We start from the raw sequence: 16,088 nt of genomic DNA on the forward strand, positions 1-16,088 counted from the left end.
GTCTATTTAAAACAGACAAACTTTTGAGAAGGTTTTCCTACATGATATCCTTGTGCATAATCAACTTCAAGTTTTTGTAAAACTTTTTCTATTTCTTCATTTTCTACAAATTCAGCAATAGTCTGTACTTCTAATTCTTTTGCTAGAGTAATAATACTGTTTACAAAGGCTTTATCTTTTTCATCTTTATTGATATTTATAATAAAATCTCCATCTATTTTAATATAATCAATAGGGAATTTTTTAATATAGTGAAATGATGAGAACCCAGAACCAAAATCATCAATAGCAAATTTATAACCTTCAGATTTTAAAGTATGAACAAATTTTTCTAGTAATGAGAAGTTTTTAACAGTCTCTCTTTCTGTTATTTCAAATACAATTTTTTCTTTTTCAATTTTGTATTTATCGATAAGTTTATTAACTTTATTTATAAAATCACCCATTATTAAAGATTTTGGAGATAAATTTATAAATAAAATACCTTCATAAGAACTCTCTTGAATTTTTTTGAAGGCTTTTTCAATAACCATTAAATCCATAGTATTTATCAATCCTCTTGCCTCTGCGATTTCTATAAATTCATAGGCTGAAACAACTCTATCATCTTGATGTATTCTCATTAATAGTTCATGAATAACTAATTTATTATTATTTGATAAAGGTTGAATAGGTTGGAAATATGCTTCTATTTGGTCATTTTCAATTGCTTTTATAAGAAGTGAAGACTTCTCTTGTTTTTGTTTTAAAATAGAAGAAACATCCATGTGGTTTGGAATTTTTATAGAATTTTTTCCCTCTTCTTTTACTTGATACATCATAGAATCAGCTATTATAAACATATCTTTTTGAGATAATGAATGAATTGGATATACACAAACTCCAATTGAAATAGTTATTCCTATTTTAGAATCATCAGGAGCGATAAGTTTAGTGCTAGAAATCTTTTTTAGAATTCTATTTGCTACAGCTAAAGTTCCATTTTCATCACATTCAGGAAGAATGATTGTAAATTCATCTCCTCCGTATCTTGCAACAATATCTTCAGGTCTTTTTTCTTCATTTAGAATGTTAGCTATTGTTTGTAAAAATTTATCTCCAAATGCATGACCAAAATTGTCATTAATTAGTTTAAAATTATCACAATCTATAATCATAAGTGCAAATGAGTATTTGTGCTTTTTAGCTCTTTTAATCTCATACGCCATCATGTCATTAAATACTCTTTGATTAAATAAATCAGTAAGTGGATCACGTGCTGCGTAATACTCTAAATCTTGAGTATATTTATGAATAGCTTTAACCGAACCAACTAAATTTGCCATAGTTGTTAAAATAGAATCAATAACAATATATCTAACTGGGTCGTTTGAAAATACAGATTGTAAACCAATACCAACAATTCCTCCAATTTTTGGACTATCTAAAAATAGAGATTTTGTTCTATATTCAAGGGCATTTTCATCCATTTTATTAATACATCTATTTTTGTCTGCAACAATGTGTTTTATTGTAAAATCTGTCATTCCTTCAAAATATTCAGCCTCTTTAACAATTTTTGAAATGTAGTTATTAAACAACTCTTTTTGATTCTCTTTTGGCATTCCTAACCAAAAAATATCTACTTCAAACTGGTCTTCTCCAACTCTAAAAATAGTCATTAAAGTATAAGTTTCCATGATTTTATTTATTTCAATTAATAAATCACAAATATACTCTTTCCAGTCTTTTACAACATCTGAAGTGATAATAAATTTATCTAATAGTTTTATTTCAAATTCTAATAACTCTTTATCAACGGCAACATTTTTTAATCTTTCAGCCATAAAATCAACATTTTTAAGGATTTTATTAAATTCACCAAAATATAAATCAATATTTTTTGAATCAAACTCTTTAAAATCTTGAATAGAGTTTATGTTTTCTACTTTATTATTAAATAGATCTAAGTTTTGTGTTATTTTTCTAGTTGTATATCTTGAAGAGATAAAAGCAATAATATAAAATAAAGGAATAATAATTATAAAAAATGCTATAAATTGGTAAAAAGATTGCGTAAATACAGAGTTTAAATCCTGTTTTACTTCAATCACTCCTAAAACATCACCTACATTTGCATTTGTATGACATGATTTACACTCATTTGTTGCAATAAGTGGATTTAGTCTTCTAATAATATTATTATCAAAATTTTCTAAAGGAATTTGTTTTCCATTTAAAACGTCGACTAACGTTGTATCTTTTTCTTTCTCTTTTATTTTTCCAAAAAGTTCATTTACAATATCTGCTCTATAAATATTTATTTCATAATTACTATCTTCAAAATTATCTTTTAAAGAGTTTGTAAATAGTTCAACATCTTCTTTACTCCAACCTTTTTTCATAACTTGATACATAGAAGAAAAGATTTGGTCTGATATTGCTTTTGAATGGCTTAAAGATTCTTGCTTTGTAATAGTTGTATGTAAGTAAGTGCTAAAAATAAAGCATACAAAGAAAATTAAAGTAGCTAAAATTATATGACGAGAGAAAATATAGTTTTTAAAGCTTTTTTGCATTTGAAATCCTAAAAGAAATTGTAAGATTATAAAATAAGAGTCCAAAAAACATTATTAAAGATGAAAAAATATTGATTTAATGAGAAGATAATAATTATTATTTGAGAAAATGGTGTTTAAACCATTTTCTTCAAATTTCTATTCTTGAGTATTCATCATCCAAATTGAGAAGATATCAAGATAGTTCCAAAAAGATTGTTTTAAATCATCAGGCATATCTAAAGGTTTTAAAACCATCATATAAGATTCAAGCCAAATTCTTCTAGCTTCTGGAGTTATTCTAAATGGTTGATGACGTGCTGCCATCATTGGAGCTCCTCTGTTTTGATTAAAATAATCAGGTCCTCCACAGATTTGAATAAAAAAATCAGCAGAGTGTTGTTTTGCTAGGGCAAATCCTTCATCTGTTGGAGGAAATAATCCTTTTATATTACTTTGTCTTAATAAATCATAGTGGTCTGAAACTAATTTTCTCATTCCTTCTTCACCTAAGAATTTTAAAACTTCTGGACTTGGTTTTACAACAGGAGGTCTTGTTCCTACTAATCCTTGAGTTATAGTAAATTGCATTTTTATTAACCTTTAAAAAAATATTATTATTTGCATAATTGCAAGTTGTATCATACTATATAATAGATTTTAAATTACTATGTTAGAATTGCACCTTTAAAAAATAGGATAAAAATGCATAAAAATCTCAATTTTATAGTTGAATGTTATAGCTGTGGATTATTTGTAAAAAAAGATTTAAACTCAAAACTAACACAAAGATGTCCACGATGTAATAGTAAATTACAAGTACATAAAAGACACTCTAAAGACTCTTTGTATTATGCAATTTCAGCTATTTTATTATTTGGGATTTTAAATGTCTATCCAATAATATCTTTAAATTTAAATGATACTCAATTAAAAACAACACTTATTGGCACTGTTTTGATTCTTTTAGAACAAAACTTTTTTTTGGTTGCATTTTTAGTCTTTTTTACTATTATTCTAGCTCCTATTTTAAACTCTTTAGTGATAATTTTTGCTTTTATTCAATCAAAAACAAAAATAAAACTTTTTACGAAAACTCTACTTCATGATAGTTTTTATTTTTTTAGACATTGGGGATTTATAGAAGTTTTTATAGTAAGTATTATTGTAACTTATATAAAACTAATAGGAATGGTTAGTTCTACTAAATTTGATATTGGATTTTATGTGATGTTGGTTTATGTTTTTTGTTTTTATATGTCAAATAGAAAGTTTGAGGGCAAAAGTGTATTTGGAGAATAGATGGTTTTAATCTCTTGTAAGAATTGTCATAAAGTTTATGAAAAAGAGAATTATGAAGATTTTGTATGTACAAGATGTAAACACAAAGTAACAAGAAGAGTTAAAGACTCTTTACAAATATCTCTAGCTTTAGTAATTTGTGCAATTTTACTTTATATTCCAGCTATGATTTATCCTATGATGGTTGTAACAAAATTTGGAGTAAATATAGAAAGTACAATAATAGAGGGGGTTATTAGCTTTTTAGATATGGAGAGCTATTTTATAGCTTTGGTTATTTTTATTGCAAGTGTTGCTATTCCAATTATAAAATTAATAGGATTACTTTTTATATTTATTACTTTAAAAATAAATGTAAAAATGGAAAATAAAAGAAAAATTACAATTTATAAATTTATAGAAGCTATTGGAAAATGGTCTATGATAGATATTTATGTTGTTGCTATATTAGCTTCAATTGTACAGCTTGATGAACTTTTTAATATAAAAGGAGGAATTGCTGCAACTTCTTTTGCTTTAATGGTTATATTAACAATAATAGCAGCTAATAGATTTGATACAAGGATTATTTGGGATGAGTAAAGAGTTAATAAAAGAAGAATTAAAAGAAACAGTAGTTTATCAGCCAAAAATAGAGAATAAAAAATCAGTATCTTTTGTATGGATATTACCTTTAATAGTCTTAGGTGTTTTAGCTTGGATTGCTTATGAATCTTATGCTAAAAAAGGTACAAATATAACTGTTGTTTTTAAAAGTGCAGAAGGTTTAAAAGAGAATGTTACACCTTTAGAATATAAAGGTTTACAACTTGGAAAAGTTACAAAAATATCTATGCATGAAGATTTGAAAAGTGTAAAAGTTAATATTTTAGTAAATAGTGATGTTGCTAGATATGTGGCAAATGAAGGCTCTGAATTTTGGATAAAAAAACCAACAGTTTCTTTAACAAAAATCTCTGGTCTTAGCACTTTAATAAGTGGTCATAAAATAGAGTTGTCTCCAAAATTTAGAAGTCAAGATGAGTATAATCAAGGAAAATATAAAGATCATTTTGAAGGTTTAGATACTCAACCAAATGATGATTTAGATAGTGATGGTTACTATATTTCATTAATTGCAAATGATAAGGATAATATAGAAATAGGAACGCCAATATTTTATAATAAGTATCAAATAGGAGAAATTGTATCAAAAGAGTTTAGATATGAAAAAGTATTTTTAAGTGCATACATTTATGACAAATTTAACTATTTAGTAAATAAAAGTTCAAAATTTGTAATGAATGATGCTTTAAAAGTAAATTATGGAGCTAGTGGGTTAAATATTGAATTTGGCTCTTTATATTCTGCATTAGTTGGGGGACTTACAGTTTTAACACCAAATAAGGATGATGCAAAAATAGAAAAAGATGAGGTTTTTCAAATCTATGCAAAAAAAGATGATTTAAAGAAAAAAGAGTATTTTTTTATCACTTTTAAAGATGTAAATGGAATTGAGCAAAATACTCCTATTATTTTCAAAGGTGTGGAAATAGGAAAGATAATAGAAGTAGCTTTAAATAAAGATGTTTTAAATACAAAAGCTTATGTGTATGAAGAATATAAATATTTACTTACTAATAAAACAAAATTTTTTGTTGAAGTTCCTACTATCTCTTTTGATGGAGTTAAAAATTTAGGAAATATAATAAAAGGTAACTTTGTATCTTTAGAGTATAAAAAAGGTGAATTTTCAAATAGTTTTAAGGCAATTAATAAAAAAGACTTAAGTAAAAATAGTAATAACATAAAGATTGAATTATTAAGTGAAAATCTAAATTCAATTACTGATAAATCAAAGGTGTATTATAAAAATATAGAGATAGGAAGAGTTGATGAATACGTTTTAACACCTGATTTTAAAAATGTAAAAATTACTATTTTAATAGATGAAAAATATAAAGATTTGGTAAATGACCATAATCTTTTTTATGATATGAGTTCAAAATTACTTGAATTAAAAAATCTAAATTTAAATATCAACTTTAGTGGAATAGAACCTTTATTAAACGGAGCTATAGCTTTAGTTGGAGAAAAAAGAGAAAATAGTAAATTAACAAAAAAAGAGTTTAAATTATATAGTTCATTTAAAGATGTTGAAAAATTAAAAAGAGTTTATAACACAGGTTTTATAGTTCAAGCAAATTTCAACAATAATTTTGAAATAAAACCAGATATGTCAATCGTATATAAAAATCAAGAAATAGGTTTTGTAAAAGATATAAAATTTGATGATAAAAACTCAAAAGTTAATTTATTTATTTATAATGAATTTAAAAAATATATCACAAATAAAAGTAAATTTTATAAAAAAGGTGTTGTGAATTTAAAAGCTAGTCTAAGTGGAGTTTTGTTTGAAGTGGATAATTTTACTTCATTAATTGAAGGCTCTATTCATCTTGATAACTCTTTTGGTATATCTTCATCTCAACATGAAATTTTTGCCAATGAAGATGAGATGAAAAATTCTGTAAATAGTATAACTATTGTTTTTGATGATGTGGAAGGTGTTCAAGAAAACTTTTCACAACTTACATATAAAGGTGTAAATGTAGGGAAAATTACAAATGTTAGATTAAACGAAAAACAAAAAGTTGAAGTAAAAGCTTTAATTTATGATGATTTTGCTTCTTTTGCAAAAGAGGGAACAGTCTTTTATCTAAAAAAACCAAAGATTTCTTTACAAGAAGTATCAAATGTTGGTTCTACGATTATGGCTGTAAATATTGGAGTTATTAAAAGTGAAAGTACAAATTATCAAACGAAATTTCAAGGATTAGAAGAACAACCATCACTTAATAAATCGCATTTTGGAACAGTATTTAAAATAGAAGACCCAACAGCTTCAAGTGTAAATGTTGATGCTCCAGTTTATTATAAAAATGTTCAAATAGGAAAAGTAAATAAAATAGATTTAAGTGATGATGGTTCTAAAGTTATTGTGGATTGTTTAATTGATGATAAATATACAAAATTAATACGAAAAAATTCTGAATTTTATGATATTAGTGGTTTTGAGATGAAATTCTCTATTTTTAGTGGTTCAAAAGTAGAATCAAATACATTTACTAGTCTAGTAAAAGGCGGTTTAGTTGTTGTTACTCCTTATGAATATACAGAAGTAGCAAATCCAAATGATAGATTTACACTAAATAAAACATTAAGAGAAGACTGGAAAAGTATAAGTCCTAGTATTAAGTAGTGGTTAAGGCACACAGTAATAGAATAAAACTAATTAAAAGAAAAATATTATTATTTAAAATATTATGAAATGTTAGGAGTTTGAAGTGCAAACAAAAATAGATGAATTAAATAGATATGAAGAGTTTGAACAAATAGCTTTTAACTGTGCAAGACATGGAAAAACAGAGGATTTGAAGATTATGCTAAATACAGGTATGAATGTTGATTTAAGAGATAATAAAGGAAATACTCTTTTGATGATAGCAGCATATAATGGTAATTTGGAAACAACTAAACTTTTGATTGATTTTGGTGCAAATATTGATAAAAAAAATTTTAAGGGACAAACTCCTTTGGGTGGAGTTTGTTTTAAAGGAGATAAAAACATTGCTGAACTTTTGGTTAAAGAGGGTGCAAATATCTATGAAAACAATGGATTTAAAACTACTCCTTTGATGTTTGCAACAATTTTTGGAAATTATGAAATAGTTAAATTTTTTAGTGAAATAGAAAAAAATTCAAAAATTACATTCTCTTTGTATTTGTCAAAGTTCTTTTATTTTTTCAAAAAATTATTTAAATAACTATTATAATTAAATAATAAAGCTTATATAAGCTATATTTATAAGGTTATTTTAGATAGAGTAAAAGAAAGATATTATTTTATTTTGTCTTTGAAGAATATTTAAGGCATTAAAATGCAACAAAATGAATTTAATAAAAAGATTATTTTAGTAATAGATGACACACCTGATAATCTTTTTTTAGTTACTAATTTACTAAAAGATTTATATACCGTAAAAGTAGCAAATAGTGGAGAAAAAGCTCTACAATTTTTAAATGAAACTCTTATTGCTCCTGATTTAATCCTTCTTGATATTATGATGCCTGTTTTAAATGGTTATGATGTTTTAAAAAAAATCAAAGAAAATCCAAAGTTACAAAATATTCCTGTTGTTTTTTTAACAGCAAAGAGTTCAGTAGAAGATGAAAAATTAGGTTTTGATTTAGGAGCAAATGATTATATTACTAAACCTATTTCTCCTCCTATTTTATTAGCAAGAGTAAAAACACAATTAGAAAATAAAGCTATTTCTGATTTTCTAAGGGATAAAAATGAATTTTTAGAAAAAGAGATAGAAAAAAGAACAAAAGATGTCGTTGCTATTCAAAATGTAACTATTTTTGCTATGGCATCATTAGCAGAAACAAGAGATAATGAAACAGGTAATCACATCAAAAGAACAAGTACTTATGTAAAAATGCTTGCCAAAAAATTACAAAATCATCCAAAATTTAAAGCTTATCTTACTGATGAAATGATAGATACTTTATATAAATCAGCACCATTACATGATATAGGAAAAATTGGAATACCTGATCATATTTTATTAAAGCCTGGAAAATTAACTCCTGAAGAGTTTGAGATTATGAAAACTCACACAACTTTAGGAAAAGAAGCTATTGAACACGCTGAAAAAGAGTTAGGTTATGAAGTTGATTTTTTAAAAACAGCAAAAGAAATAGCTTATTCTCATCAAGAAAAATATGATGGTTCTGGTTATCCTTTAGGATTAAAAGGTGATGAAATACCAATTAGTGCAAGATTAATGAGTATTGCTGATGTTTATGATGCTTTAAGAAGTAAAAGAATTTATAAAAATAGTCTAAATTTAGAAACGACATTAAAGATTATGAAAGAGGGAAGAGGTTCTCATTTTGATCCTGATATGTTAGATGCATTTTTAGAAATATATGATGAAATTGAGGTTGTTGCTAGTAATTTTGTGGATTAAAAAAAGGATTTATTTTGAAAAAAATTATAATTTACTTACTAATACTACCTATTTTTTTAGTTGCAGATTTTAAACAAAAACTAACTTCTGAAGAAAAAAAGTGGCTTGAAAATAAAGAATTTATAATAGTTGGAGCAATGGATAATTGGGCTCCTATAAATTTTGTTAATTATAATAAAGAAGCTTCAGGAATAGGCTCTTCTTTGATTGAGTTATTAAATAAAAAACTTGATAATAAACTAAAAATAGAATCTTCAAATTGGAATAATATTTATGAAAAAGCAAAAAATGCTAAAATAGATTTAATTTTAGATATAACTCCAAAAAAAGATAGAGAAGAGTTTTTCTTTTTTTCAAAACCTTATTTGGAAATTCCTCATGTTATAGTTTCAAAAAGTGAGCAAAAATCTTTTAAATCTTTGGAAGATTTAAAAGGTAAAATAGTTGCTTTAGAAGAGGGTGTTGGAACAGTTAATGATTTAAAAAATAATCATCCACAAATAGTTATAAAAACTTTTGAAAATACTACTTTAGCTTTAGATGCAGTTTCAAGAGGTTTAGCTGATGCTTATATTGGAAATAGAGCTGTTGTAACATATAAATTATCAACTGAATTAATAAATAATTTAAAAATTGACTCAATTGATACTACAAGAATAGCTTCTTTATTGACTATAGGTGTACCAAAAAATTATCCAATTTTATACTCTATTATTCAAAAAGCTATAGATGAAATAACTCCTCAAGAGTTCAATAAAATATACAAAAAATGGTCAAATGAAGATTGGATAGAATTAAAATTAACAAGTCAAGAAAAAGAGTGGCTTAAGAATAATCCTATTATAAAATTTGCAGCAGATCCTAATTATATGCCTTATGAATCTTTTGATTCAAATGGTAATTATGTGGGATTTATTTCAACTTATTTAACTTCTTTAGAAGAGACTTTAGGAATTAAATTTGACATTATCAAAACAGACTCTTGGCAAGAGACTTTAGAGTATGCAAGAACTAATAAAATTGATATGTTTACAAATTACATGGAAGCAGAAGAGTTTGAAAAAACTCATATAACAAAACCTTTAGATATAAAAAGTCCAATAGTTGTGGTTGGGAAAAAAGATATAAATAAAGAGTTTATTATTTCAATTGAACAGTTAAAAAATAAAAAAATAGCTATAATAAAAGATTATTTTTATTTGAATGAAATATATAAACAATTCCCAAATTTTAATTATATTGAAGTTGAAAATGCTTCTATAGCTTTGAATGGAGTCTCTTTAGGACTTTATGATGTTGCACTTTGCTCTTTACCTGTAGCTACTTATAATATTTCTCAATTAGGATTATCAAATTTAGAAATAGTTGGAAAAACTGATACTTTTATGCAGTTAGGTTTTTCAATAAAAAAAGATTATGAAATTTTTTCTAAAATTATAGAAAAAGTTTTAGTTCAATATAAAAATGAAGATTTTAATAAAATTATAAAAGATTGGCAAAAAGTAACAAAAGATTCTGATTTAGATTGGAATTTTATTGTAAAAATCTTGTTTTTAATTATTTTAATACTAATTTTTTTATTACTTTGGAACTATCAACTTAAAAGAAAAGTTGCAAAAAAGACCTATGAACTCTCTAAATTATTGAAATTCTTTGATGAAAATGTAATAGCTTCAAAAACAGATTTACAAGGAAATATTACTTATGTAAGTGAAGCATTTTGTAATATAAGTGGATATAAAAAAGAGTTTTTATTAGGAAAAAATCATAGAATAAACAAACATAGTGATAATCCAAAATATATTTTTGAGCAAATGTGGTCTGAAATAACTCAAGGAAAACTTTGGAGAGGAAGAATAAAAAATAGAAGAAAAGATGGAAGTTATTATTGGGTTGATAGTTTAATTGAACAAGAAAAAGATTTTAATGGAAAAGTTATAGGTTATGTATCAATAAGACATGACGTAACAGCTCAAGTTGAACTTGAAGATTTAAGTAAAAATCTTGAAAATATTGTAAGAGAAAGAACAAATGAATTATATGAACTTCACAGAAAACAAAAAGCTATTTTTGATACTGTAACTATTGGAATTCTTTTATTAAAAGATAGAAAAATTTTAGAGTTAAATAATCAAATTTGTTTAAATTTTGGTTATGAATATGATGAACTTTTAAATCAATGTACAAGAATATTTTATAAAAATGAAGATGATTTTAATTATGTATCACAAGAATATGAATTATTAAAAAGTGGTGAAATTGCAACTTGGGAACAACTTTTTGTAAGAAAAAATTTATCAACTTTTTGGGCTAGAGTAAGTATGCAAGCTATTGATTTTAAAGATTCTTCAAAAGGGATAGTTGCAATCATAAATGATATTACTTTAGAAAAAAAAGCTATAGAGGATATAAAAAAAGCAAAAGAATTAGCTGAAGAATCGACAAAATCAAAAAGTGAGTTTTTAGCAAATATGAGTCATGAAATAAGAACTCCAATGAATGCAATAATTGGTATGTCATATCTTGCACTACAAACCTCTTTGGATGAACAGCAAAAAAACTATATTCAAAAAATTGATACAGCATCAAAAAATCTTTTAGGAATAATCAATGATATTTTAGATTTTTCAAAAATTGAAGCAGGAAAGTTAAATATTGAAACAATAGAATTTTCTTTAAATGATGTTTTATCAAATGTTTCAAATATTTTTATGTTTCAAATAGAAGAAAAAGGCTTGGAATTGCTTTTTGATATAGATATAAATGTTCCTATTTTATTGAAAGGTGATTTATTTAGAATAAATCAGATTTTAATAAATCTTTTAAGTAACGCTATAAAATTTACTTCAAAAGGTGAAATTATTTTATCTATTAAATTAATTGAAAAAAATAAAAAGAGTGTAAAAATAAAATTTGATGTAAAAGATACAGGAATTGGTTTATCAAAAGAACAACAATCAAAACTTTTTAATTCATTTTCTCAAGCTGATAGTTCAACAACTAGAAAATATGGTGGTTCTGGTTTAGGTTTGGCTATTTGTAAACAAATTGTTGAATTGATGAATGGGGAAATAGGTGTAAATAGTGAAATCGGAGTAGGCAGTGATTTTTATTTTGAATTAGAATTAGAATTCCAAGAAGAACAAAAAATAATAGAAATAAACAAAGAGATAAAAGATTTGAAGGTATTGATAGTTGATGATAATGCTTCTTCAAGAGAGATTTTAGAGAATATAATAAAATCCTTAAAACTTGAAGTGAAATCTTTATGTTGTGGAAAAGAGTCTATTGTTGAATTAAAAGAAGCATATTTAAATGGTAATCCTTATGATTTAGTTTTAATGGATTGGATGATGCCTCAAATGGATGGAGTTGATACAATAATAAAAATAAAAGAAGATAAACAAATCAGAAAAACTCCTACTTTTATAATGGTTACAGCTTATAATAAAGATGAATTAATTCAAAAGGTAAAAGATGCAAATGTTGTTGGGGTTTTAGAAAAACCAATAAGTCCTTCTTCTTTATATGATTCTTTATTAAAAGCTTTTGGAAACAATATCATAATCAATGCCCATGAAAATATGAAAAAAGATGGTTTTAAAGAGATAAAAAATTCACTAAAAGGAAATAAGGCACTTTTAGTTGAAGATAATCTTCAAAATCAAGAAATAGCAGTTGCATTTTTAGATAACTTAGGTATAAAAACTGTAGTTAGTAATAATGGAAAAGAGGCTTTAGAAATACTTGAAAAAGATGATGATTTTGATGTTGTTTTAATGGATTGCCAAATGCCTATAATGGATGGATATGAAGCAACTAAACAAATTAGAAAAATTGAGAAATTTAAAGATTTACCAATTATTGCAATGACAGCAAACGCAATGCAAGGAGATAAACAAAAATGTATTGATGCTGGAATGGATGATTATATCTCTAAACCTTTAGATTTTAATAGATTTTATGAAACTCTTGTCCCTTATGTAAAATCAAATAATATTGAAGAAATTAAGGAAAATAAAACTATTTCAAAATCTATATTAGATTTTGAAATAGAAGGATTAGATTTAGAACTTGCTTTAAATAGAATGGCTTTAAATGTGGATTTATTGAAAAATCAGTTGAATAGATTTGTAAAATCTCAAAAAAACTTTCAACAAAAAATTGATATTTTAGTCAATTCAAATCAACTAGAAGAGTTAGTAAGAGAAATTCATACTTTAAAAAGTTTATGTGGAAATATAGCTGCCACAAAGTTATTTGATGAAGCAAAAGATTTAGAAGAGTATTTAAATCTTAATGGGGTTAATGATAACGCCTTGAAATTTATAAAAGAACTCTCTTCAACTCTGAAAACTTTGGTTTTAAATATAGCTAAACAAATGAATATTTCTATAACAAGAAATGAAGAATTTCTAGTTTCAAATCTTTTAAAAAATGATGAAGAAATAAAAAAATTGTTTGAAGAATTGGAAGTTTTACTAAAAGAGTTAGATTCTTCAGCAATCGATAAAATAAATGAGATAAAAATTTTATTAGGAAAAAATAGTATAGAAGAGATTGAAATTTTAGAAAATTATATAAATAGTTTTGATTTTGATAAAGCAATTGAGTTTTTGAAAAATATAAAATAAGAGAAAAAAAGTTCACTATTATTTATGATTTTAAAATATACCCAAGATTTACAATATTTTCTAGATTTAAATTTGAAGCTTTCTTTTTAAGTCTAGATACAGTATCCCTAATAGTTGAATCAGATATATCTTTATTTGTCCAGACTTCTTCTTTTAAAATTTCATATGAAAGATTTTGATTTATGTTTTTACAAAATACATATAATAAATTAGTTTCATTTTTTGTGAGATTTATAGGAATACTATTAACATAAAATGTTTTATTTAGAAAATCAAATTTTTGTCCAAAACCTAGAGATATGACATTTTGTTGTAAATTTATATTCTCTTTCAAAAGACTAGATTTAACTTCTTTTAATTTACTCAAGGTTAATAAAAGTGACGATTGTACTTCATTTACACTAAATGGTTTGACAATATATCCAAAACAGTTAGTATTAATAGCTTCAATCATAGTTTCTTTATCACAGTATGCAGTTGTAAATATAATAGGTAAAAAATAGTGTTTATTTAAAATTTTTGCACAGTTTATTCCATCAATTGAACCACTAATATTTATATCCATAAAAATCAAATCTATCTCTTGTTTTTTTATCTCTTCTAGTGCTTCTTCAAAATTTTCAGCTGTAAAAATATTTTCAAATTCAAGTGAGTATAAAATATTCTTTAAATACTCTGTTGCAATTATTTCATCTTCAACAATCAAAATATTAACATCTTTATTTAGTATCATCTTTTATCCTATTCTTCAAATTCTAATTCAAATTTTGTACCATTTTCAAAACTAAAATCATATTTACTATTTGGAAGTTTTTTACAAAACTGGTTAATAAGTTTTAATCCTAAACCAGTAGGATTTTCTTTATTAAATCCTTTTCCATTGTCTTTAATAACTATACATATTTTGTTTGAAATATTTTTATTTACATAAATTTCAATTAATAAATTTTTTATCTTTTTATTATGTTTTAATGCATTTGACAATACTTCATTTATAATAATTCCCAAAGAAGTGGCAACATCATATTTCACATTTATCTGTTTTATATCAATTTTGATTTTAGAGATATTATATCCAAGCGAAATATTTGAAATAATTTTTTCAAGATATATTTTAAGATTTATATTTTCTAAATTATTAGATTGATGAAGAAATTCGTGAATCATTGCCATAGATTCAATCCTATGAATAAGTAAAGATATATTTTCTTTTGAAAAATCCTCTTTTTTTTGCTCAATCCATAGCATTCCTATTAACATATGAAAGTTATTTTTTACTCTATGATGTAATTCCTTTAAGAGTAATTCTCTTTCTTGTAAAATAACATTTAATTCTTTAGTTCTAGTATTTACTTCTTCTTCCAAATAATTTTGAACTTTTTCTTTTGCTAAAAGATATCTATTTGCTAAAAGATAAGAAAAAAAGAGCATTTCAATGACAATACCCACTATAAAACCATATCGTGTAAGATAGGAATATTCTAAAACACCAATAATCATAAGAGTTAACAATACTATAGATACAAGATAGATAACCATTGCAAGGGTATAGTATTTTGATTGTTTATGCCCTTTAAAATATACAATGGCTGATACTACTATTAATAATACACAAATAAGTCCTAAATAGTTGTTAATATATTTATTCCATGGTTGATAAGAAAAAAGTAGCAATATTCCAAGGATAAAAAACGGAGCGCTTAAAAACACTAAAACTTTATCAAATTTTGGGAGATATTTTTTGGTTTCTAAATATTCCTTTGAAAGTAAAATCATGAAACCTATACAAAAAGCAGCACTTAGATGTAAATCATACATATATTTTTGTAAATCTATAAAAACTAATAAACCAGTGATATTTGAAATATAGATAAATAAAAAAACACTGTATCCTAAATAATATAAATAGATTTTTTCTTTGGTTTTTGTGTATAGAAAAAGGGTAAAAAATATCAGAACAAAAATGACTCCCAAGACAAAGGTAAAAAGGGTATTTATCCCAATGCTTTGGCGAGCATAAAAATAATCTTTTTCAAAAACTTCAACTTTTCCAAAATAGGCATATTTCCCTTCTAATTCTAAATAGATTGTTTTAATCTGCTCTTTTGGTAAATCTATATTAAAAGCTAGAATATTTGACTTTACTTCTCTTTGGTCAATCAAAGTGAATAAAGAATTAGTGAGTTGTTCTATTTTCTCATCTTTTTCATAATACAAATTAGCTTTTTCATAAAAATGCTCATTTAAAGTTAAAATAAAATTCTCAAAATTTGTACTGTTTTTTAAATCAAATTTGAACCAAATAGAACCTTTATGAAAACCTAAATTAAAGTTATTTTTTGTGTTTTCTTTGAACTCTTGATTTACTATTTCATTTATAGATAAATTTGAACTTTCATCTTTTAAATAATTCATCTCAAATTTATTATAAGGATTTGCTTGATTTATCACAAAAATATCTGCAAATAATGAAGTAGAAAAGATAAAAAAAAGAATTGGAATTAGTATGTTTTTTTTCATATATTCATTATATCAAAATTATTTTTCAATTTTCCGTCAGAATTCCGTCATTGATTTGTTAGTATTGAAAAAAATTT

At 24.5% G+C, this 16,088-nt stretch carries 10 protein-coding genes; 6 read left to right on the plus strand and 4 right to left on the minus strand.

Going from position 1 to position 16,088, the window contains the following annotated elements:
- Positions 1 to 2 precede the first annotated feature (2 nt).
- The gene (locus AAQM_RS03590) at positions 3 to 2,558 is read right to left on the minus strand and encodes a putative bifunctional diguanylate cyclase/phosphodiesterase (RefSeq protein WP_129094803.1); all 2,556 of its coding nucleotides are present in this window, start codon (positions 2,556 to 2,558) and stop codon (positions 3 to 5) included.
- A 138-nt stretch (positions 2,559 to 2,696) separates the two neighbouring features.
- On the minus strand, positions 2,697 to 3,128 hold the full coding sequence (locus AAQM_RS03595) for a globin domain-containing protein (protein ID WP_129094802.1): 432 nt from the start codon (positions 3,126 to 3,128) through the stop codon (positions 2,697 to 2,699).
- Positions 3,129 to 3,242: 114 nt separating this feature from the next.
- Between AAQM_RS03595 and AAQM_RS03600 the strand changes: the two genes are divergently transcribed.
- The 6 genes from AAQM_RS03600 to AAQM_RS03625 all read left to right on the plus strand — a co-directional run bounded on the left by AAQM_RS03600 (position 3,243) and on the right by AAQM_RS03625 (position 13,491).
- Positions 3,243 to 3,839, plus strand: a complete 597-nt coding sequence (locus tag AAQM_RS03600; RefSeq protein ID WP_129094801.1) for a paraquat-inducible protein A — start codon at positions 3,243 to 3,245, stop codon at positions 3,837 to 3,839.
- The gene (locus AAQM_RS03605; protein ID WP_129094800.1) at positions 3,840 to 4,421 is read left to right on the plus strand and encodes a paraquat-inducible protein A; all 582 of its coding nucleotides are present in this window, start codon (positions 3,840 to 3,842) and stop codon (positions 4,419 to 4,421) included. It begins immediately after the preceding gene.
- Positions 4,414 to 7,080, plus strand: coding sequence for an MlaD family protein (locus AAQM_RS03610; protein ID WP_228254504.1), 2,667 nt, complete (start codon positions 4,414 to 4,416; stop codon positions 7,078 to 7,080). Before AAQM_RS03605 ends, AAQM_RS03610 begins: the two co-directional genes overlap by 8 nt.
- Before the next feature lie 85 nt (positions 7,081 to 7,165).
- Positions 7,166 to 7,645 carry an ankyrin repeat domain-containing protein gene (locus AAQM_RS03615; RefSeq protein ID WP_129094799.1) on the plus strand — a complete coding sequence of 160 codons (480 nt, stop codon included), beginning with the start codon at positions 7,166 to 7,168 and terminating at the stop codon, positions 7,643 to 7,645.
- A gap of 114 nt (positions 7,646 to 7,759) precedes the next feature.
- On the plus strand, positions 7,760 to 8,857 hold the full coding sequence (locus AAQM_RS03620; RefSeq protein WP_129094798.1) for an HD-GYP domain-containing protein: 1,098 nt from the start codon (positions 7,760 to 7,762) through the stop codon (positions 8,855 to 8,857).
- A 14-nt stretch (positions 8,858 to 8,871) separates the two neighbouring features.
- Positions 8,872 to 13,491 (plus strand): response regulator, encoded by a 4,620-nt coding sequence (locus AAQM_RS03625; RefSeq protein WP_129094797.1) that lies wholly within the window; start codon positions 8,872 to 8,874, stop codon positions 13,489 to 13,491.
- A 22-nt stretch (positions 13,492 to 13,513) separates the two neighbouring features.
- Here AAQM_RS03625 and AAQM_RS03630 read toward each other — a convergent pair whose 3' ends face one another.
- Both AAQM_RS03630 and AAQM_RS03635 read right to left on the minus strand, forming a co-directional pair.
- Positions 13,514 to 14,224 (minus strand): response regulator transcription factor, encoded by a 711-nt coding sequence (locus AAQM_RS03630; RefSeq protein ID WP_129094796.1) that lies wholly within the window; start codon positions 14,222 to 14,224, stop codon positions 13,514 to 13,516.
- A gap of 8 nt (positions 14,225 to 14,232) precedes the next feature.
- Positions 14,233 to 16,011: a 7TM diverse intracellular signaling domain-containing protein gene (locus AAQM_RS03635; RefSeq protein ID WP_129094795.1), complete on the minus strand. Its 1,779-nt coding sequence runs from the start codon at positions 16,009 to 16,011 to the stop codon at positions 14,233 to 14,235.
- Positions 16,012 to 16,088 lie beyond the last annotated feature (77 nt).

It is taken from the genome of Arcobacter aquimarinus, from assembly GCF_013177635.1.
GTDB classification, from domain to species: Bacteria; Campylobacterota; Campylobacteria; order Campylobacterales; family Arcobacteraceae; genus Aliarcobacter; species Aliarcobacter aquimarinus.

Excerpts from the sequence above, each read along its gene's own strand:
- AAQM_RS03600 (WP_129094801.1), top strand. The coding sequence starts at position 3,243 with ATGCATAAAAATCTCAATTTTATAGTTGAATGTTATAGCTGTGGATTA.
- AAQM_RS03630 (WP_129094796.1), bottom strand. The coding sequence starts at position 14,224 with ATGATACTAAATAAAGATGTTAATATTTTGATTGTTGAAGATGAAATA.
- AAQM_RS03590 (WP_129094803.1), bottom strand. The coding sequence starts at position 2,558 with ATGCAAAAAAGCTTTAAAAACTATATTTTCTCTCGTCATATAATTTTA.
- AAQM_RS03620 (WP_129094798.1), top strand. The coding sequence starts at position 7,760 with ATGCAACAAAATGAATTTAATAAAAAGATTATTTTAGTAATAGATGAC.
- AAQM_RS03635 (WP_129094795.1), bottom strand. The coding sequence starts at position 16,011 with ATGAAAAAAAACATACTAATTCCAATTCTTTTTTTTATCTTTTCTACT.
- AAQM_RS03595 (WP_129094802.1), bottom strand. The coding sequence starts at position 3,128 with ATGCAATTTACTATAACTCAAGGATTAGTAGGAACAAGACCTCCTGTT.
- AAQM_RS03605 (WP_129094800.1), top strand. The coding sequence starts at position 3,840 with ATGGTTTTAATCTCTTGTAAGAATTGTCATAAAGTTTATGAAAAAGAG.
- AAQM_RS03610 (WP_228254504.1), top strand. The coding sequence starts at position 4,414 with ATGAGTAAAGAGTTAATAAAAGAAGAATTAAAAGAAACAGTAGTTTAT.